Raw genomic sequence first — 18404 nt, forward strand, 5'->3', positions numbered from 1 at the left:
TTCCTCGAATTATTTATCCGGACTGTCGATGGTCAGCTGCTGCAGCGCAGTGGTGCTGCTGGCCAGGGGTTGGCTGCGGCCGATCCACTCGCCAGTGGTCGGTTGACCGGCCCTGGATATGCGCGCAACCAGTTGGACTTCGGGAAAGTTGGACAGTTTCAACTGCGGCATCATCGCATCGCTGTCGCCCAACTCGACGGTGATCGGCAGGTCGGCCACGGTCACGCGCTTGGCCGCCAATGGCGCCGGTGGGCCTTTGACGGCACGGGCGAAGATGAACACGCTGTCGGTCGGCAAGGCCTTGGCCTTCACATCCGCCGCCAGGTCCACACGCACTTGCATCTGCTTTTGTGCCTTCACTGGTGCCACGCTACCGCCGCTCTCTTTGAGCTTCTCGGCCGCCCGGTCAATGCCGCCTTGCAGCGCGGCCCGGGAGTTGTCTTCCGGCGGCAGTTGCGCCAACAGGCGGTTCCAGTAGTCGATCGCTTCCTGGTAACGCTGGCCTTCAAAGGCGGCGATGCCCAGCAGGCCGAGGCTGGTGACTTCTTTCGGGTCGAGTTTCAGTGCTTCGTCGGTCAAGGCCTGGACCTTGGGCGACCACTGTTTGTTGTCGGCAAAGTATTGGGCCTGGGCCCACTGCCCGAGCAATTCCGGCTGGCGGCCGGCCAAGGCCACGGTGCGCTCGAAGACTTTGGCTGCATCAGCCGATCGGTCCTGGGCCATGTAGGCACGACCGAGGAAGTACAGGCCTTCCGGCGAATCCGGTTGGGCAGCAGCGGCGCGCTCCAGGCGGCGGGTCATGTCTTCCATGGACACCGGCGGCTGGGAGAATTCGCGGGTCAGTTCGACCTTGTCGCTGGCCCCGTAATGCAGGTACAGCGCCACGCCCAGCACCGGCACCAGAAAGGCCGCGAGCAACGGCAAGGGTTTGCCGAGGCGCGACTCCCGAGGCTTTTCCACACCTTCGGTATCGGCCAGCAACTCGCGAGCGGCTTCAGCGCGACCGCTGTCCAGTTGGGCCGCATCCAGCACGCCTTCGGACTGCTGGGTTTGCAGTTCCGCCACGCGTTCTTGATACAGCGCCACGTTCAGCGCGGTGCGATCTTCTTCACGCTGGGCACGGCGGCCGCGTAACACCGGGATCAGCAGGAAACTCAGGGCAATCAGAAGCAGCAGACCGGCTGCGAGCCAGAAATCAATCATCAGTTTTTTTGTCCAGCAGTTGGTCGAGGCGTTGACGCTCATCGACGGAAAGCGAGTCCGAGCCATCGGCCGGGGCCACACGACGGCGGCGCACAATCACCGCCATCACCACGACACCGGCGAGCAACAAACCGGCCGGGCCGAACCACAGCAACGCGGTCTTGCCGGTGAGCGCCGGCTTGTAGCGCACGAAGTCACCGTAGCGGTCGACCATAAAGTCGATGATCTGCTGATTGTCCTTGCCCTCGCCGAGCATGCGGAAAATCTCTTTGCGCAGGTCGGCGGCGATCGGTGCGTTGGAGTCGGCGATGTCCTGGTTCTGGCACTTGGGGCAGCGCAATTCCTTGGTCAGTTCGCGAAAACGCTCGCGGTCACCGTCCTTGGCAAATTCGTAGGTGTCGATGGCGGCGTGGGCCACGCCGACCATGCTCAAGCCCAATACAGCGGCGGCTAACCAACGCTTCATGGCTTGGCCTCATCCACCAGCGCCTGGTACTTGGCGGCCAGTTGCTCGCGCCACACCACTTCGTCGATCACGCCTACGTATTTGTCGCGGATCACGCCCTTGGCATCGATGAAGAAGGTTTCCGGGGCGCCGTATACGCCGAGGTTCAGGCCGAGGTTGCCGTCTTCGTCGCGGATATCCAACTGGTACGGGTTGTGGAATTCCGCCAGCCACTTCAGGGCAGCAGCGTTGTCGTCCTTGTAGTTGATGCCGTAGATCACCACGCCCTTCTCCGCCAGTTTGTTCAGCACCGGATGCTCGACGCGGCAGGAAATGCACCAGGTGCCCCACACATTGACCAGCGCCGGTTTGCCCAGCAAGTCAGCCTGGGTCAGGGTTTTGTCGCCCTGCACGGTCGGCAGCGAGAACGCCGGGAATGGCTTGCCGATCATGGCCGACGGCAACTCGGCCGGGTCCAGGTACAGCCCGCGATACAGGAACACCGCCACCACCAAAAACGCCGCCAGCGGTAACACCATCAACCAACGCTTCATACCGCCGCTCCTTGCAGGCCGAGGGCTTCACGCACCCGGCTCTTGACCTTGACCCGGTAGCGCCGGTCCATTGCTGCCAGCAAACCACCGAACCCGGTGAGCAGGCCGCCGAACCAGATCCAGCGCACAAACGGTTTGACGTGGACCCGCACGGCCCAGGCGCCATCGCCCAGTGGTTCACCCAGGGCGACGTAGAGGTCGCGGGTGAAACCGGCGTCGATCCCGGCTTCGGTCATCATCGAGCTTTGCACGGTGTACAGGCGTTTTTCCGGGTGCAGTACCGCGATTTCCTTACCGTTGCGCACGACGCGTACGGTGCCTTTGTCTGAGGTAAAGTTCGGGCCTTCGAAGTGCTTGGCGCCTTCGAAAATGAAGTGGTAACCGGCCAGGTCCATGGACTCGCCGGGTGCCAGGCGCAGGTCGCGCTCGGCACTGTTCTGGCTGGACAACACCACGCCCAACGCACACACGGCGATGCCGATATGCGCAACCTGCATGCCCCAGTAGCTGCGGGTCATGGTCGGCAGGCCTTTGATCAAACCTTTGTGGCGGGTCTTGTCGATCAGGTCACGTACGCCGGCCAGCAACACCCAGGCGGCGAGCATGAAGGTGGCGAGCACGGCCCAGTTGAAGTCGCCGTAGGCAATACCGGCGATCACGGCCAGCGCGGCGCTGCCGAGCAGTACCGGCGCGAGCATGCCCACCAGCCATTTCACCGGGGTGTCTTTCCAGCGCACCAGCATGCCGACCGCCATCACCACCATCAACAGCGCCATCAACGGGATGAACAGTGCGTTGAAATACGGCGGGCCGACGGACAGTTTGGCGCCGCTCAGGGCATCCAGAGCCAGCGGGTACAGGGTGCCGAGCAGGATCATCGAAGCCGCCACCACCAGCACCAGGTTATTGCCCAGCAGCAGGGTTTCCCGGGACCAGAGGTTGAAGCCGACATGGCTCTTGACCACTGGCGCGCGCAACGCAAACAACGTCAACGAGCCGCCCACCACGAACAGCAGGAAGATCAGGATGAACACGCCGCGCTCCGGGTCGGAGGCAAACGCGTGAACCGATGTCAGCACGCCAGAACGCACCAGGAACGTACCCAGCAGGCTCAGGGAAAACGCGGCGATGGCCAGCAATACGGTCCAGCTTTTGAACACGCCGCGTTTTTCGGTGACTGCCAGCGAGTGAATCAGCGCCGTGCCCACCAGCCATGGCATGAAGGAGGCGTTTTCCACCGGATCCCAGAACCACCAGCCCCCCCAGCCGAGCTCGTAGTAGGCCCACCATGAGCCCAGAGTGATGCCGATGCCGAGGAACGCCCAGGCGACGATGGTCCATGGCCGCGACCAGCGCGCCCAGGCCGCGTCGAGACGCCCGCCGAGCAAGGCGGCGATGGCGAAGGCGAAGGCGACCGAGAAACCGACGTAACCCATGTAGAGCATCGGCGGGTGCACGATCAGGCCGATGTCTTGCAGCAACGGGTTGAGGTCGTGGCCGTCTACCGGGATCTGCGGCAGGATGCGGGTGAACGGGTTGGAGGTCATGATCAGGAACAGCAGGAAGCCGATGCTGATCATGCCCATCACCGCCAGCACCCGGGCCAGCATGACTTGCGGCAACTGGCGGGAGAACACCGATACGGCAAAGGTCCAGCCGCCGAGGATCAACGCCCACAGCAACAATGAACCTTCGTGGGCACCCCACACGGCGCTGAACTTGTAGTACCAGGGCAAGGCGCTGTTGGAGTTGTTGGCGACGTAGGCGACGGAAAAGTCGTCGGTCATGAAGGCGTAGGTCAGGCAACCGAAGGCGAACAGCAAAAAGGCGAACTGGCCCCAGGCAGCCGGCTGGGCCAGGCTCATCCACAAACGGTCACCACGCCAGGCACCCAGCAACGGGACCACGGCCTGGACGATGGCGAAGCACAGGGCGAGGATCATCGCCAACTGGCCCAGCTCTGGAATAAACAATGCGGACGTCATGACTTAGCCCTCCTTGGCGGGGGTCGGGGCGGATTGGCCGCTGTCTTTCAGGGCCTTGGTGACTTCCGGCGGCATGTATTTTTCATCGTGCTTGGCCAGCACTTCGTCGGCCACTACCACGCCGTCGGCGTTGAGCTTGCCGAGGGCGACGATGCCCTGCCCTTCGCGGAACAGGTCCGGGAGGATGCCGCGGTAGGTGATGGTCACGGATTTGTTGAAGTCGGTGACGATGAATTTCACGTCCAGGGAGTCGCCGGAGCGTTGCAGCGAGCCCTTCTCGACCATGCCACCGGCACGAATTCGCGTGTCCAGCGGCGCTTCGCCGTTGGCAATCTGGGTCGGGGTGTAGAACAGGTTGATGTTCTCCCGCAGGGCACTCAGGGCCAGGGTCACGGCAATGCCGACACCGGCCATGATGGCCAGGATGATCAACAGACGCTTTCTACGCAGCGGATTCACTTTTCGGTCTCCCGGCGCAAACGACGCGCCTCTTGTTGCAGGTAACGCTTGCGAGCCAGGATCGGCGCGGCGACGTTGAGGGCCAGCACCGCCAGGCAGATGCCATAGGCCGTCCAGACATACAGGGCGTGATGGCCCATGGCGAGAAAATCACTGAAAGAGTTGAAGCTCATCCACGGGCTCCCAGGCTGTTTTGCACTTCGGCCTTGACCCAACTGGTGCGGGCTTCACGCTTGAGCACTTCGAGGCGCATGCGCATCAGCAGCACGGCGCCGAAAAAACAGTAGAACCCCAACACCATCAGCAGCAGCGGCGCCCACATTTCCACGGGCATTGACGGCTTTTCGGTGAGGGTGAAGGTGGCGCCCTGGTGCAGGGTGTTCCACCACTCCACCGAGTATTTGATGATCGGGATGTTGATCACGCCGACAATCGCCAGCACCGCGCAGGCCTTGGCGGCGCTGTCACGGTTGCTGATGGCGTTGCCCAGGGCAATCAGGCCGAAATACAGGAACAGCAGAATCAGCATCGAGGTGAGTCGCGCGTCCCAGACCCACCACGAACCCCAGGTCGGCTTGCCCCAGATCGCGCCGGTGACCAGCGCCACGGCGGTCATCCAGGCACCGATGGGCGCGGCGCATTGCAGGGCAACGTCCGCCAGCTTCATCTTCCACACCAGGCCGACAATGCCGCACACCGCCAGCATCACGTAGCAGGACTGGGCCAGCATCGCGGCGGGAACGTGAATGTAGATGATGCGAAAGCTGTTGCCTTGCTGGTAGTCCGGCGGCGCGAAGGCCAGGCCCCAGACCAGGCCGATGCCGATCAGCAATACAGCGGCGATGCTCAACCACGGCAGCAGTTTGCCACTGATGCCGTAAAACCATTTGGGCGAGCCGAGCTTGTGAAACCAGGTCCAGTTCATGCTGTTTCCATCACGGTTGCTTCTTGTCGTGGCAAGAAGCTTAGGGTCTTTACTGACCAAGACAATGCTCGGTCAGACCTCATTATTCGCCGACGCTGATCTTCAGGCCAGCCGCTATAGCAAAGGGTGTCAGGGTTACCGCCAGGGCGGCCAGGCTGCCAAGCCACAGGAGGTAACCGGTCGCCGGCATACCCTGGAGCGCGGCTTGCAAAGCGCCGCTGCCCAGGATCAACACCGGGATATACAAAGGCAAAATCAGCAGGGCCAACAACAGGCCGCCGCGTTTCAAACCGACCGTCAGCGCCGCTCCCACGGCGCCCAGTAGACTGAGTACCGGCGTGCCAAGCAACAAGGAAAGGAGCAACACCGGCAGGCACTCGGTGGGCAATCCCAGCATCATCGCCAGCAACGGCGCGAGCAATACCAGCGCCAGGCCGGAAAACACCCAGTGTGCCAGTACCTTGGCCAATACCAGAAGTGGCAGGGGGTGCGACGAAAGGACCCACTGTTCAAGGGAACCATCTTCAAAATCACTGCGAAACAGCCCGTCCAGCGAGAGCAGGACCGACAAAAGTGCCGCCACCCAGACCAGTCCCGGAGACAAGGTTTGCAACAGTTTAGTCTCGGGGCCCACCGCCAACGGGAACAGCGCGATCACGATCGCGAAGAACACCAGCGGGTTGGCCAGTTCGGCCGGGCGGCGACAGAGTAACCGCGCTTCGCGGGCGACCAACAGGGCAAAAACACTCATACCGACCACCGGCCCAGGTCGAGGTCGCGGTAACCGGCGGGAATGCGCGTCAACGTGTGGTGAGTCGTAAGGACAATCATGCCGCCCTGCTCGCAATGGGCGGCGAGGTGTTCTTCCAGCTGAGCGACGCCTTGTTTATCGAGGGCGGTGAAGGGTTCGTCGAGAATCCATAGCGGCGGGCCGCCCAGATACAAACGGGCCAGGGCCACGCGGCGCTGTTGCCCGGCGGACAGGGTGTGACAGGGAACGTCTTCAAAACCCTTCAGGCCAACGGCGGCGAGGGCTTGCCAGATCGCCTCGCGACTTGCGGGATGATGCAGGGCGCTGAGCCAGCTGAGGTTTTCTTCGGCGGTGAGCACATCCTTGATCCCGGCGGCGTGGCCGATCCAGATCAGGTTGCGCGCCAGCTCGGTGCGTTGCTCGTGCAACGGTTTGCCATTGAGCCGCACTTCGCCCGCCGTCGGCTGCATCAGGCCGGCCAACAGCCGCAACAGGCTGGTCTTGCCGCTGCCGTTGGGGCCGCTGACTTGCACCATGTCGCCGCCCGCCAGACGCAGTTCGAGGTGTTCGAACAGCATCCGCAGGTCACGTTCACAGGCGAGCGCTACGGCTTCTAGAAGAGGGCTGGTCAAGAGATCGCGGGCCTTTACGGTTCAAGTCGGCGGTGGAACGGCCGTTAAAGAGATGCACATTAACTGCTTTGGCGACCGATTTTAGAGAGCTGGATCAAATAGTTGTGATGTTTATACCGCTCTCTTTGAAGACGGGCGGCATTATACATGTGATGCCCTACTCTAAAGAGGGCAATTTCCCTTGAGACGGCGCGCACGATGACCGGTGAGATCAATCTTCCCACGCTTCCTCCCACGCTGCCGGCCGGGCCTGCGCCCGCGCCTGCGACGGGTGAGCTGCTGAAACTGCTGGAGCCGCAGACCGGCCTGATTGACCCCGGTAAAACCGTGAACGCCGAGGTGCTGGCACTTAAACAAGGCGGCGATGCCTTTCAGTTGCTGCTCAAGCTGACCCTGGAAGGCGGCCGGCAAACCCTGGTGCAGGCCAGCAGCAGCCAGCCGCTGCCGCTGGGCACCCAGGTGGAGGTCAGCCAGACGTCGTCGGGCAACTTGTCCATCAGCCTTCAGCAGGCGTTGAGTTCCAGTGTCGCCGCGCTGACACGCATCGACACCAGCCAACTGCCGGTGGGCACGCTGCTGCAAGGCAAGGTGCTGACCACCCAGGCGCTGCCCCAGGGCGCCAACCAGCCGGTGGTGTATCGCTCGCTGGTGTCGGTGCTCAATAACGTCCTCAGCGGCGCGACCCTGACCGTCGAAAGCCCGCAGCCATTGCGCATCGGCAGCCTGCTCAGTGCCGTGGTGCAAAGTGCCCAGACCTTGAGCTTTGTGCCCCTGAGCGGGCGCCAGGACCAACTGGCCGTGGCCCAACAACTCTCCACCCAACAAAGCCGCCAGGGTTCGCTGGACGTGGTGTTCACCGCGTTGCAAAGCCTGCCGGCGACCCGTAGCGACAGCACCTCAGTCGATTTGCGTGCCGCCGCCGAGCGATTGCTGGCGAGCCTGCCCGACCTGGCCCAAGCCAGCAATCCCAAGGTACTCGCGCAACTGATCCAGAACAGCGGCACATTCCTGGAAGCCAAGCTGCTCGCCGGGCAAAACCCGCAGATACCGCCGCTGGACATGAAAGGCGCCCTGCTGCGCTTCGTCGCCGACCTGCTGCCTAACCTGCCCGCCAGCACCAACCTCAACGCGATCCTGGCCGCCAACACCCTGGCGCAACTGCTGCCCAGCTTCGTGCGCAGCCCGCTGGGCACCCTCGGCCAGGTCGGCGCCCGCCAAGCACCCGCTGGCTTTCCGCTGCCGGATCGGCTGATGCAACGCCTGGAAGGTGAGAGCGACCTGGAAAACCTGCTGCGCCTGGCCGCCGGCGCCATTTCCCGCTTGCAAAGCCATCAGCTGTCGAGCCTGGAACAAACCGGTACCACCGCCGATGGCAAGCTCTTGACCACCTGGCAGCTGGAAATCCCAATGCGTACCTTGCAGGACATCGTGCCGTTGCAGGTCAAGTTCCAGCGTGAAGAACCGGCCCCCGACAAGGATCAGCCGGAACGCAAGGACACCAAGGACCCCAAGCAAATGCTCTGGCGCGTGGAAATGGCCCTCGACATGGAGCCTCTGGGCCCGTTGCAGGTTCAGGCGCAACTGAGCCAGGGCAAGCTGTCGAGTCAACTGTGGGCGAGCCGCCCGTTCACCGCCAGCCTGATCGAAAGCCACTTGGGTAGCCTGCGCGAGCGCCTGGTGTCGTCGGGGCTCAACGTCGGCGACCTGGACTGCCACCTCGGCACCCCGCCGCGCGGCCCGAAAACCGGACTGGAACAACGCTGGGTGGATGAAACCGCATGAAAAACCCCAACCCGCCCCGCCAGGCCATTGCCCTCAAATACGATGGGCAACAAGCACCGACCCTGACGGCCAAGGGCGACGACGCCCTGGCCGAAGCCATCCTCAAGCTGGCCCGGGAAAACGAAGTCCCGATCTACGAAAATGCCGAGCTGGTCAAATTACTGGCGCGCATGGAATTGGGCGACAGCATCCCGGAAGAGTTGTACCGCACCGTCGCCGAGATCATCGCGTTTGCCTGGACGTTGAAGGGCAAGTTCCCGGTGGGTTATGACCCGGATGGAGGGCCGGTAGAGCGGGATGTGACGGAAAGAGGCGACGATTATTAATGTGGCCTGATCGTTCCCACGCTCTGCGTGGGAACGCGGCCTCGGACGCTCCGCGTCCAACTGGCGCTGCAAAGTTCAAGTCATGCGCAGTGGTGACGCGGAGCGTCACGGGATGCATTCCCACGCAGAGCGTGGGAATGATCAGTGTCTGTAACCGTCGGTGTATAGCAATTATATCTTTCAAGGTATAGATTATCCCGAACCCGATAGTTCAGGATAAAACCCATGAGCCCTACCCGCCCGATCCTCAGTCGAAAGCTACTCGCCGAAGCGCTGGCCCGTGATTTGGCGGGCGAGTCATTTGCCGATTACAGCTCCGGGATGTTCCTCGCGGCGCCTCGTCGTACGGGTAAGAGTACGTTCCTGCGCAACGACCTCATCCCCGAATGCAAGGCGCGCGGCTGGCTGCCGGTGTACGTGGACCTCTGGATGAACCGCGAAATCGACCCCGCCGAGCTGATCTCCGGGGCCATCGGCAAAGCCCTGGGCGAGTTCGAAAGCGCAGTGAGCAAAGCGGCCAAGAAGGCCGGTATCGAGAAGATCAGCCTGCTGCGCACCTTGAGTTGGGATTTCACCAAACCTCAATTGCCCTCCGGCACCACGCTCACCCATGCGCTGGACGTGCTGCACCAGGTCTCGGGGCAGATGATCGTGCTGATCGTCGACGAAGCCCAGCACGCCCTCAACAGCGAGGGTGGCGTGAACGCAATGTTCGCCCTCAAGGCTGCACGAGACCATCTCAACGGCAGCAGCACCACAGACGGCCTGCGCCTGGTCTTCACCGGGTCCAGCCGGGACAAACTGGCCAACCTGGTCCTCAAGAGCAAACAACCGTTTTTCGGCGCCCACATCACGCCATTCCCGTTGCTGAGCCGCGACTTTGTGGAGTTCGTGACGGACCTGTGGAACCAGCGCCTGGCCGCAACCAACCAGTTCAACCTTGAGGATATGGACTATGCGTTCCAGCTCGTCGGCCGGCGCCCGGAGATGCTCAACAAACTGTTGACCGAAGTCAGCGTGGGTCTTGGCGAAGCCAGCAACCTTGGCGAGTTGCTGAGGACCGGGGCACTGAATCACCAGGCCGGAATCTGGAGCGACTACGAGAGCGCCTACAACGACCTGTCACCCTTGCAACAAGCAGTGCTGGAAGTGATGGGCGAACGAACCCTGGGCAAGCAAGCGTTCTCGCCTTTTGCGGAAAAAACCTTCCAGGACGTGAACCGCAAATTGGAGTTGGCCCAGGTCGAGCCGAACGCAAGCACGCCAAACGTTCAGAAAGCGCTGGAAGTGCTGCGGGAGAAGGAGTTGGTCTGGAAAGCCAACCGTGGTGAATATGCGCTCGAAGACTCGACCATGGCCGAATGGCTGAGCAACCGGCATCAGCTATAAGCGGCAAGCAAACCTGCTTGCCGCTCGTAACCTTCAGCTGTCCTTGTGCAACCGGCTCATCAACTGCGCTTCAGCCTGGGTCAACCCGCAGGACTGGGTCAGCTCATCCACCGTCGCGCCCATGCCCACCAACTTCGCCGCCTGGGCGAATGACAGGCTCGACGGGTCACGCTGCTCCAGCGCAGACAGCTTGTCCGGCAACGGCGCCAGCACCGAACGCAGTTCGTGCACTTCATCCCCTACACGTACCGCGCTCTGCTGGAAGTGGTCGACCCGCTTGACCAATTCCAGGATGCGCCGGTCGCGCACGGCGTCGTGCTCGGCCTGTTGCATGGCCAATTCCCGTTGCTGGCGCACGTAGCGCAGCAGGAAGCCCAAGGTCCCGGCCCATAAGATGGCCAGGACGATCACCGCTACCTCAAGGAACAATCAGATATTCTCCAGATCCTGCCATTCTTCTTCGCTCATCATCTTGTCCAGCTCAACCAGAATCAGCAGCTCGCCGTTCTTGTTGCAGACACCCTGGATGAACTTGGCCGATTCTTCGTTGCCGACGTTCGGCGCGGTCTCGACTTCAGATTGGCGCAGGTAAACCACTTCCGCCACGCTGTCGACCATGATCCCGACCACTTGCTTGTCGGCTTCGATGATCACGATGCGGGTGTTGTCGTTGACTTCGGTCGGCACCAGGCCAAAACGCTGGCGGGTGTCGATCACAGTTACAACGTTACCGCGCAGGTTGATGATGCCCAGCACGTAGCTTGGGGCACCCGGAACCGGAGCGATTTCGGTGTAGCGCAGCACTTCCTGCACACGCATCACGTTGATGCCGTAGGACTCGTTGTCCAGCTTGAAGGTGACCCATTGCAGGATTGGATCATCCACCAGACCTTGTGCGGACGCTGATTTGTTCATACTCCAGACCCCTTCAAATACCGTTGGTTACGGTGTGTGTTCTTGGGCAGCACCGTAGCGCTGCTGCTTGTTATCAAGTGCGTTTGTTGAGCGACATCGCTTTTACCGCGCCGCTGGCAATCAGCTCCGCCAGTTCGGCGACATCCAGCAACGCGCACATGTGTTCGATCACGGTGCCCGCCAGCCATGGCCGCTGGCCCCGGTGGCTGCGCCATTTGATTTCGTTCGGGTCCAGGCGCAATGAGCGGCTGACCTGATGCACTGCCAGCCCCCACTCGTAGCCCTGGACCGAAATAACGTATTGCAGGCCCTGGCGGAAATCATCCCGATAGCGGTCAGGCATCACCCAACGCGCAGTGTCCAATACCTTCAAGTTGCCCTGCTGGCTCGGCAGGATCCCGAGGAACCATTCCGGCTGGCCAAACAGCGGCGTCAACTCCTGGCCTTCCAGGGAGTAGATCGAGCCCAGGCACACCAGCGGCACCGCCAGGGTCAACCCGGCGACGTCGAACAGCAAACATTCGAACGGCTCGGCGGCCCACGCCGGCCGACCATCGCCCTGTACCGGCGGCGGCGTGATGCTCGGCGGGAGATGAACCTCAACCACCGGCTCGACCACCACGGGCGCGATCACCACAGGCGCAACAGGCACGGGCACGGGCACGGCAACCGGTGCCGGAACCGCTACGGGGACCACCAACGCATCACGGGCCTGCTCTTCCAGGACCGCCAGTTGAAACTCGTCCAGGGCCGCAGGTTCAGGCTCGATGACTTCATCGAGGATCAGAATCGGTTCCGGCATTTCCTCGGTCGCGTCCTGGAGCAAGGCGTCCAGGTAGGACTCCAGCGCCAGTTGCGGCCGGGTCTTGAAATCAACGGGACGGTTCATCTGTATGCCCACGCGCAAGCCCCATCAACCCTGTGTTTAGAGGTTATCGGCCTGTGGGTGTCCGGACTTGAATCGAGAGCCGGTTTTGTCGCGAAAACTGCGGCGTCTGCATCGCTGGCAAGCCAGGCTCCTACAATGATCATCACGCCACCTGCGCCACAAGTTGCTGGGACAACAGGTGCTTGAGCAACGCCCGATACGCCAGCACGCCACGGCTCTTGCCGTCGAATTGCGATGGCGTCAGCCCTGCCCGGCTCGCATCCCGCAGGCGCGTGTCCACCGGGATGTAGCCTTGCCAGATGGTGTCCGGATAGGCGTCGCGCAATACCCGCAAGGTGCCGAGGGACGCCTGGGTACGGCGGTCAAACAGGGTCGGCACGATGCTGAACGGCAACGCCTGTTTGCGCGAGCGGTTGATCATCGCCAGGGTGCTGACCATGCGTTCCAGGCCTTTGACGGCCAGGTGCTCGGTCTGCACCGGGATCACCAGCTGTTGACTGGCGGCCAGGGCGTTGACCATCAGCACGCCCAGTAAAGGCGGGCTGTCGATGATCGCGTAGTCGAAGTCCTGCCACAGCTGCGCCAGGGTCTTGGCGATCACCAGGCCCAGGCCGCTCTGCCCCGGAGACTGGCGCTCAAGGGTAGCCAGGGCGGTGCTCGACGGCAGCAACGAGATCTTTTCATTACTGGTAGGCAGCATCAGTTGGCCCGGCAAATCCGCCGGCACACTGCCCTTGTGCAGGAACAGGTCGTAGCAACTGTGCTCCAGGGCATCCGGGTCGTAGCCGAAATAGCTGGTCATGGAGCCGTGGGGGTCCAGGTCGACCACGACCACACGCTTGCCGGCCTCTGCCAGCAAGCCGGCCAAGGCGATGGAAGTGGTGGTTTTACCGACACCACCCTTTTGATTGGCAACTGCCCAGACTCTCATTCGGATTGTTCCTCCCGGCAGGCACAGGCTCGACCGAGAAATTGCATAGGGTTATAGAGCCGGTGACGGAGAATTGACGGCACTCCCGCGAACCGGCGCCTTTACGGGCGCTGGTGCAGTTTGTGTGCCAGCCCGCTTCAAGGCGGCATCCGGTGTTGCATTGGCGGTGCCGGTACCGGTCAGGCTGCGGCGCACATCGAGGTTGCGCGACACCACCAGCACCACCCGACGGTTACGCGCACGGCCTTCTGCCGTGGCGTTATTGGCCACCGGCTGGAACTCGCCGTACCCCACCGACGCCAGGCGCCCGGGATTCACGCCCTGCATCGCCAGCATCCGCACAATACTCGCCGCGCGGGCCGAAGACAGCTCCCAGTTGGTCGGATACTGCGCCGTGCTGATCGGCAGGTTGTCGGTAAACCCTTCAACGTGGACCGGGTTTTCAAACGGCTTCAGTATCGCCGCCACCTTGTCGATGATGGTGAACGCCTGGTCGCTGGGCATCGCATCGGCGCTGGCGAACAGCAGGCTGGAATTAAGCTCGATTTCCACCCACAACTCATTGCCGCGCACGGTCATCTGGTTGGAGCTGATCAGGTCGCCAAAGGCTGCGCTGATGTCATCGGCGATGCTTTTCAGCGGGTCGCTGGTGCCACCGATGCCGGCGGCGGTTTCATCACTGTCGTTGACCAGCGGTTTGGCCGGGGTCACGGTCTTGGGGCGTTCTTCGCCGATCGGGATCGGCTTGAGGGCGCGGTCAGCGTCGTTGAACACGCCGATAAGCGCCTGGGAAATGACTTTGTACTTGCCTTCGTTGATCGAGGAAATGGAGTACATCACCACAAAAAACGCGAACAACAGCGTAATGAAGTCGGCGTAGGACACCAGCCAGCGTTCATGGTTGACGTGTTCTTCAGGCTCGCGGCGGCGACGGCTCACAGGCGACTACCTCGACAAAACGAATCACCTGTAGGAGCGAGCTTGCTCGCGAAAATCGTCAACGATAACGCGGGCATCCTGGATGAACGCGTTGTTCTCGGGTTTTTCGCGAGCAAGCTCGCTCCTACAGGGTTCATGACCATCAATCCATGAAGCCCTGGAGCTTCAATTCGATGGAGCGCGGGTTTTCACCCTCGGCAATCGAGAGGATGCCTTCCAGCAACATCTCGCGATAACGCGACTGGCGCATGGCGATCGACTTGAGCTTGCTGGCCACCGGCAACAACACCAGGTTGGCACTGGCCACGCCGTAGATGGTGGCGACGAACGCCACGGCAATCCCGCTGCCCAGTTGCGACGGATCGGCCAGGTTGCCCATCACGTGGATCAAGCCCATCACCGCACCGATGATGCCGATGGTCGGCGCGTAGCCGCCCATGCTTTCAAAGACTTTGGCGGCGTTGATGTCGCGGCTTTCCTGGGTGTAGAAATCCACTTCCAGGATGCTGCGAATCGCTTCCGGCTCGGCGCCGTCCACCAGCAATTGCAAGCCTTTGCGTGCGTAGCTGTCGGGCTCGGCATCGGCCACGCCTTCCAGGCCCAGCAGGCCTTCCTTGCGCGCCGTGAGGCTCCAGTTAACCACGCGGTCGATGCCGCCCGGCAAGTCGACACGCGGCGGAAAAATAATCCAGATAAGGATCTGCATCGCGCGCTTGAACGAACTCATGGGCGACTGCAGCAAGGCCGCGCCCACCGTGCCGCCGATCACGATCAACGCTGCCGGGCCGTTGGCCAGGGCACCCAGGTGGCCGCCTTCGAGGTAGTTGCCGCCGATAATCGCGACAAACGCCATGATGATGCCAATCAGGCTCAATACATCCATTACAGGCAGGCCTCCACCAGATGCTTGCCGATGTCGTCCAGGCTGTAGACGGCGTCGGCCAGGTCGGCTTTGACGATGGCCATGGGCATGCCATAGATCACGCAGCTGGCTTCATCCTGGGCCCAGATCGCGCTGCCGCCCTGCTTGAGCAAACGTGCGCCTTCGCGGCCGTCGGCACCCATGCCGGTCAAGACCACCGCCAGAACTTTGTCGCCGTAGGACTTGGCTGCGGAACCGAAGGTGATATCCACACACGGCTTGTAGTTCAGGCGCTCGTCACCCGGCAGGATTTTGATCGCGCCACGGCCATCGACCATCATCTGCTTGCCGCCAGGGGCCAGCAGCGCGAGACCCGGGCGCAGGATGTCGCCATCCTCGGCTTCCTTGACGCTGATGCGGCACAGCTTGTCCAGGCGCTCGGCAAAGGCCTTGGTGAACGCGGCAGGCATGTGCTGGATCAACACGATCGGCGCCGGGAAGTTGGCCGGCAGTTGGGTCAACACCCGCTGCAAGGCAACCGGGCCGCCGGTGGAGGTACCGATGGCCACCAGCTTGTAGGCTTTGCGCTTGGGAGCAGGCGAATGCGCGGAGGGCGCAGCCGTACGCACAGGCGCTGCGGCCGGACGCGCAACCGGCGCAGGCGCCGGGCGACCAAAAGTGCTCGGGGCTGCCGGGGGCGGTGTAACAGGTGCCGGCGCCGGCGCACTGAACAGGCTGCGACGGTTACTGCGGGAGATGCTGTGCACCTTCTCGCAGAGCATCTGCTTGACCTTCTCGGGGTTGCGCGAGATGTCTTCGAAATTCTTCGGCAGGAAGTCCACCGCGCCGGCGTCCAGCGCATCCAGGGTGACCCGGGCGCCTTCGTGGGTCAGCGAGGAGAACATCAACACCGGAGTCGGGCAGCGCTGCATGATGTGCCGCACCGCCGTGATGCCGTCCATCATCGGCATCTCGTAGTCCATGGTGATCACGTCTGGCTTGAGGGCCATGGCCTGATCGATCGCCTCTTTGCCGTTGGTGGCCGTACCGACCACCTGGATATTGGAATCCGATGAAAGAATTTCCGAGACGCGGCGACGGAAGAAACCTGAATCGTCCACCACCAGGACCTTGACTACCATAAACACTCCGTTAGGCCGGGCGAGGGACAACCGCCCTGCCCGGGCCGAATCAAATACGCCGTGCGGCGTAACGCTTGAGCATGCTCGGAACATCCAGAATCAGCGCGATCCGACCGTCACCGGTAATGGTCGCACCCGACATGCCCGGGGTTCCCTGCAGCATTTTGCCCAAAGGCTTGATGACCACTTCTTCCTGGCCCACCAGTTGATCGACGACAAAGCCGATACGCTGGGTGCCCACGGAAAGAATCACCACATGGCCTTCGCGCTGCTCTTCATGCTTGGCCGAAGCCACCAGCCAGCGCTTGAGGTAGAACAGTGGCAGCGCCTTGTCGCGCACGATCACTACTTCCTGGCCGTCCACCACGTTGGTGCGCGACAGGTCGAGGTGGAAAATTTCGTTGACGTTGACCAGCGGGAAGGCGAACGCCTGGTTGCCCAGCATCACCATCAGAGTCGGCATGATCGCCAGGGTCAACGGCACCTTGATGACGATCTTCGAGCCCAGGCCCTTGGTCGAGTAAATGTTGATCGAGCCGTTGAGCTGGCTGATCTTGGTCTTCACCACGTCCATGCCCACGCCACGGCCCGACACGTCGGAAATCTCGGTCTTGGTGGAGAAGCCCGGGGCGAAGATCAGGTTGTAGCACTCGGTGTCGGTGAGACGGTCGGCGGCGTCCTTGTCCATCACGCCACGCTTGACCGCGATGCCCCGCAGGATATTCGGGTCCATGCCTTTGCCGTCATCGGTGATCGACAGCAGGATGTGGTCGCCTTCCTGTTCGGCCGCCAGGATCACTTTGCCCAGGCGGTTCTTGCCCGAAGCTTCACGTTCTTCCGGGGACTCGATGCCGTGGTCGACAGCGTTGCGCACCAAGTGGACCAGCGGGTCGGCCAGGGCCTCGACAAGGTTTTTGTCGAGGTCGGTTTCTTCACCCACCAGTTCCAGGTTGATCTCTTTCTTGAGCTGGCGTGCCAGGTCGCGAACCAGACGCGGGAAGCGGCCGAAGACTTTCTTGATCGGCTGCATCCGGGTCTTCATGACAGCGGTTTGCAGGTCGGCGGTGACCACGTCGAGGTTCGACACGGCCTTTTGCATGGCCTCATCGCCGCTGTTCAGGCCCAGGCGCACCAGGCGGTTACGCACCAGCACCAGTTCGCCGACCATGTTCATGATGTCGTCCAGGCGCGCGGTATCAACCCGCACGGTGGTTTCGGCTTCACTGGCTGGTTGCTTGTCAGGAGCCGGAGCAGCAGAGGCACGCGCGGGTGCTGGGGCCGGTGCAGGTTTTGCAGCCACCGGTGCAGCGGCCTTGGCGGCCACCGGGGCCGGCGTTGCAACCGCAGTGGCCGCTGTAGCAGCCGGTGCAGCAGCGCCGGCCACTTCGGTGAACTTGCCCTTGCCATGCAGTTCATCCAGCAGGGCTTCGAATTCGTGATCGGAGATCAGTCCATCGGCAGCCGGTGCAGCGGCAGCAGCAGCGGGTGCTGCAGGTGCAGCGACTGCTGCAGCAACTTCCGGCAGTGCATCGGCAGCAAACGAGCCTTTGCCATGCAACTGGTCCAGCAACGCTTCAAATTCGTCATCGGTGATTTCGTTGCTGGCAGGCGCCGCGGCTTCCGTAGGCGCTGGCGCTGCGGCCACCGCGTCCGGGGCAAACTGGCCCTTGCCGTGCAACTGGTCGAGCAATGACTCGAACTCGGCGTCGGTAATGTCTTCGGTGGTCGGCACCATGGCCGGCGCACTGGCCGCCGGAGCTTCGGCTTCGGCCTTGACGGCGTTCAGCGAGTCCAGCAGTTGTTCGAATTCGCTGTCGGTCACGTCGCCCGCAGGCTCGGCGACAGGCTCAGCCACCGCTTCAACCACCGGCGCATTGGCCGCAGGTTCTGCCAGGCGCGCCAGGGCGGCCAGCAGTTCCGGGGTGGCGGCCGTGATCGGTGCACGTTCGCGCACTTCACTGAACATGCCGTTGACCGCATCCAGCGCTTCCAGGATCACGTCCATCAGTTCCGAGTCGACGTGCCGCTCACCCTTGCGCAGGATGTCGAACACGTTCTCGGCGATGTGACAGCACTCCACCAGCTCGTGGAGCTGGAGGAAGCCGGCGCCCCCTTTTACAGTGTGAAAACCGCGAAAAATTGCATTGAGCAGGTTCGCATCATCCGGTCGGCTTTCCAGCTCGACCAGTTGCTCGGACAGTTGCTCTAAAATTTCGCCGGCCTCTACAAGGAAATCCTGAAGGATTTCTTCATCGGCGCCGAAGCTCATGGGTGT

At 62.3% G+C, this 18404-nt stretch carries 20 protein-coding genes; 3 read left to right on the forward strand and 17 right to left on the reverse strand.

Annotated features, from left to right (window positions below):
• Positions 1-9: 9 nt before the first annotated feature.
• The 9 genes from ccmI to ccmA form a co-directional block, all read right to left on the reverse strand.
• On the reverse strand, positions 10-1203 hold the full coding sequence (gene ccmI, locus HBJ59_RS11640; RefSeq protein ID WP_076015175.1) for a c-type cytochrome biogenesis protein CcmI: 1194 nt from the start codon (positions 1201-1203) through the stop codon (positions 10-12).
• Positions 1196-1669, reverse strand: a complete 474-nt coding sequence (locus HBJ59_RS11645; protein ID WP_010166149.1) for a cytochrome c-type biogenesis protein — start codon at positions 1667-1669, stop codon at positions 1196-1198. Before HBJ59_RS11645 ends, ccmI begins: the two co-directional genes overlap by 8 nt.
• Positions 1666-2202 carry a DsbE family thiol:disulfide interchange protein gene (locus HBJ59_RS11650; RefSeq protein WP_008434782.1) on the reverse strand — a complete coding sequence of 179 codons (537 nt, stop codon included), beginning with the start codon at positions 2200-2202 and terminating at the stop codon, positions 1666-1668. Before HBJ59_RS11650 ends, HBJ59_RS11645 begins: the two co-directional genes overlap by 4 nt.
• Positions 2199-4187: a heme lyase CcmF/NrfE family subunit gene (locus tag HBJ59_RS11655; RefSeq protein ID WP_167663639.1), complete on the reverse strand. Its 1989-nt coding sequence runs from the start codon at positions 4185-4187 to the stop codon at positions 2199-2201. The genes HBJ59_RS11650 and HBJ59_RS11655 overlap by 4 nt, the downstream gene beginning before the upstream one ends.
• Positions 4188-4190: 3 nt before the next feature.
• The gene (gene ccmE / locus HBJ59_RS11660; protein ID WP_008434786.1) at positions 4191-4646 is read right to left on the reverse strand and encodes a cytochrome c maturation protein CcmE; all 456 of its coding nucleotides are present in this window, start codon (positions 4644-4646) and stop codon (positions 4191-4193) included.
• The gene (gene ccmD / locus HBJ59_RS11665; RefSeq protein ID WP_008434788.1) at positions 4643-4819 is read right to left on the reverse strand and encodes a heme exporter protein CcmD; all 177 of its coding nucleotides are present in this window, start codon (positions 4817-4819) and stop codon (positions 4643-4645) included. Before ccmD ends, ccmE begins: the two co-directional genes overlap by 4 nt.
• On the reverse strand, positions 4816-5571 hold the full coding sequence (locus HBJ59_RS11670; protein WP_167663640.1) for a heme ABC transporter permease: 756 nt from the start codon (positions 5569-5571) through the stop codon (positions 4816-4818). The genes ccmD and HBJ59_RS11670 overlap by 4 nt, the downstream gene beginning before the upstream one ends.
• Before the next feature lie 82 nt (positions 5572-5653).
• Positions 5654-6322: a heme exporter protein CcmB gene (gene ccmB / locus HBJ59_RS11675; RefSeq protein ID WP_093207517.1), complete on the reverse strand. Its 669-nt coding sequence runs from the start codon at positions 6320-6322 to the stop codon at positions 5654-5656.
• Positions 6319-6900: a cytochrome c biogenesis heme-transporting ATPase CcmA gene (gene ccmA / locus HBJ59_RS11680; protein ID WP_372241475.1), complete on the reverse strand. Its 582-nt coding sequence runs from the start codon at positions 6898-6900 to the stop codon at positions 6319-6321. Before ccmA ends, ccmB begins: the two co-directional genes overlap by 4 nt.
• 252 nt (positions 6901-7152) lie before the next feature.
• On the opposite strand from ccmA, the gene HBJ59_RS11685 reads away from it, so the two are divergent.
• The 3 genes from HBJ59_RS11685 (at position 7153) to HBJ59_RS11695 (ending at position 10451) form a co-directional block, all read left to right on the forward strand.
• Positions 7153-8736 (forward strand): flagellar hook-length control protein FliK, encoded by a 1584-nt coding sequence (locus HBJ59_RS11685; RefSeq protein WP_076015170.1) that lies wholly within the window; start codon positions 7153-7155, stop codon positions 8734-8736.
• Positions 8733-9062: an EscU/YscU/HrcU family type III secretion system export apparatus switch protein gene (locus HBJ59_RS11690; RefSeq protein ID WP_076015169.1), complete on the forward strand. Its 330-nt coding sequence runs from the start codon at positions 8733-8735 to the stop codon at positions 9060-9062. The genes HBJ59_RS11685 and HBJ59_RS11690 overlap by 4 nt, the downstream gene beginning before the upstream one ends.
• A 225-nt stretch (positions 9063-9287) precedes the next feature.
• Positions 9288-10451, forward strand: a complete 1164-nt coding sequence (locus tag HBJ59_RS11695; RefSeq protein ID WP_076015168.1) for a hypothetical protein — start codon at positions 9288-9290, stop codon at positions 10449-10451.
• Positions 10452-10484: 33 nt separating this feature from the next.
• Here the strand turns inward: HBJ59_RS11695 and HBJ59_RS11700 are convergent, their stop codons facing one another.
• The 8 genes from HBJ59_RS11700 to HBJ59_RS11735 all read right to left on the reverse strand — a co-directional run bounded on the left by HBJ59_RS11700 (position 10485) and on the right by HBJ59_RS11735 (position 18398).
• Positions 10485-10880 carry a DUF2802 domain-containing protein gene (locus HBJ59_RS11700; RefSeq protein WP_167663642.1) on the reverse strand — a complete coding sequence of 132 codons (396 nt, stop codon included), beginning with the start codon at positions 10878-10880 and terminating at the stop codon, positions 10485-10487.
• Positions 10881-11366 (reverse strand): chemotaxis protein CheW, encoded by a 486-nt coding sequence (locus HBJ59_RS11705; RefSeq protein ID WP_106576477.1) that lies wholly within the window; start codon positions 11364-11366, stop codon positions 10881-10883.
• 73 nt (positions 11367-11439) lie between these two features.
• Positions 11440-12255, reverse strand: coding sequence for a CheW domain-containing protein (locus HBJ59_RS11710; RefSeq protein ID WP_167663643.1), 816 nt, complete (start codon positions 12253-12255; stop codon positions 11440-11442).
• 142 nt (positions 12256-12397) lie between these two features.
• The gene (locus HBJ59_RS11715; protein ID WP_076015165.1) at positions 12398-13186 is read right to left on the reverse strand and encodes a ParA family protein; all 789 of its coding nucleotides are present in this window, start codon (positions 13184-13186) and stop codon (positions 12398-12400) included.
• A 51-nt stretch (positions 13187-13237) separates the two neighbouring features.
• Positions 13238-14125: a flagellar motor protein MotD gene (gene motD, locus HBJ59_RS11720; protein ID WP_076015164.1), complete on the reverse strand. Its 888-nt coding sequence runs from the start codon at positions 14123-14125 to the stop codon at positions 13238-13240.
• A 142-nt stretch (positions 14126-14267) separates the two neighbouring features.
• On the reverse strand, positions 14268-15008 hold the full coding sequence (locus HBJ59_RS11725; RefSeq protein WP_010166125.1) for a flagellar motor protein: 741 nt from the start codon (positions 15006-15008) through the stop codon (positions 14268-14270).
• Positions 15008-16129 (reverse strand): chemotaxis response regulator protein-glutamate methylesterase, encoded by a 1122-nt coding sequence (locus HBJ59_RS11730; RefSeq protein WP_076015163.1) that lies wholly within the window; start codon positions 16127-16129, stop codon positions 15008-15010. Before HBJ59_RS11730 ends, HBJ59_RS11725 begins: the two co-directional genes overlap by 1 nt.
• Before the next feature lie 49 nt (positions 16130-16178).
• Positions 16179-18398 (reverse strand): chemotaxis protein CheA, encoded by a 2220-nt coding sequence (locus HBJ59_RS11735; RefSeq protein ID WP_076015162.1) that lies wholly within the window; start codon positions 18396-18398, stop codon positions 16179-16181.
• Between the last annotated feature and the right edge of the window lie 6 nt (positions 18399-18404).

Origin of the sequence: Pseudomonas sp. AN3A02 (genome assembly GCF_011765255.1) — a bacterium.
Classification (GTDB): domain Bacteria; phylum Pseudomonadota; class Gammaproteobacteria; order Pseudomonadales; family Pseudomonadaceae; genus Aquipseudomonas.

What these genes read in the sequence shown, in the direction of transcription:
- ccmI (WP_076015175.1), bottom strand. Translation starts at nt 1,203, where the DNA reads ATGATTGATTTCTGGCTCGCAGCCGGTCTGCTGCTTCTGATTGCCCTG.
- HBJ59_RS11645 (WP_010166149.1), bottom strand. Translation starts at nt 1,669, where the DNA reads ATGAAGCGTTGGTTAGCCGCCGCTGTATTGGGCTTGAGCATGGTCGGC.
- HBJ59_RS11650 (WP_008434782.1), bottom strand. Translation starts at nt 2,202, where the DNA reads ATGAAGCGTTGGTTGATGGTGTTACCGCTGGCGGCGTTTTTGGTGGTG.
- HBJ59_RS11655 (WP_167663639.1), bottom strand. Translation starts at nt 4,187, where the DNA reads ATGACGTCCGCATTGTTTATTCCAGAGCTGGGCCAGTTGGCGATGATC.
- ccmD (WP_008434788.1), bottom strand. Translation starts at nt 4,819, where the DNA reads ATGAGCTTCAACTCTTTCAGTGATTTTCTCGCCATGGGCCATCACGCC.
- HBJ59_RS11670 (WP_167663640.1), bottom strand. Translation starts at nt 5,571, where the DNA reads ATGAACTGGACCTGGTTTCACAAGCTCGGCTCGCCCAAATGGTTTTAC.
- ccmB (WP_093207517.1), bottom strand. Translation starts at nt 6,322, where the DNA reads ATGAGTGTTTTTGCCCTGTTGGTCGCCCGCGAAGCGCGGTTACTCTGT.
- ccmA (WP_372241475.1), bottom strand. Translation starts at nt 6,900, where the DNA reads ATGCTGTTCGAACACCTCGAACTGCGTCTGGCGGGCGGCGACATGGTG.
- HBJ59_RS11685 (WP_076015170.1), top strand. Translation starts at nt 7,153, where the DNA reads ATGACCGGTGAGATCAATCTTCCCACGCTTCCTCCCACGCTGCCGGCC.
- HBJ59_RS11690 (WP_076015169.1), top strand. Translation starts at nt 8,733, where the DNA reads ATGAAAAACCCCAACCCGCCCCGCCAGGCCATTGCCCTCAAATACGAT.
- HBJ59_RS11695 (WP_076015168.1), top strand. Translation starts at nt 9,288, where the DNA reads ATGAGCCCTACCCGCCCGATCCTCAGTCGAAAGCTACTCGCCGAAGCG.
- HBJ59_RS11705 (WP_106576477.1), bottom strand. Translation starts at nt 11,366, where the DNA reads ATGAACAAATCAGCGTCCGCACAAGGTCTGGTGGATGATCCAATCCTG.
- HBJ59_RS11710 (WP_167663643.1), bottom strand. Translation starts at nt 12,255, where the DNA reads ATGAACCGTCCCGTTGATTTCAAGACCCGGCCGCAACTGGCGCTGGAG.
- HBJ59_RS11715 (WP_076015165.1), bottom strand. Translation starts at nt 13,186, where the DNA reads ATGAGAGTCTGGGCAGTTGCCAATCAAAAGGGTGGTGTCGGTAAAACC.
- HBJ59_RS11725 (WP_010166125.1), bottom strand. Translation starts at nt 15,008, where the DNA reads ATGGATGTATTGAGCCTGATTGGCATCATCATGGCGTTTGTCGCGATT.
- HBJ59_RS11730 (WP_076015163.1), bottom strand. Translation starts at nt 16,129, where the DNA reads ATGGTAGTCAAGGTCCTGGTGGTGGACGATTCAGGTTTCTTCCGTCGC.
- HBJ59_RS11735 (WP_076015162.1), bottom strand. Translation starts at nt 18,398, where the DNA reads ATGAGCTTCGGCGCCGATGAAGAAATCCTTCAGGATTTCCTTGTAGAG.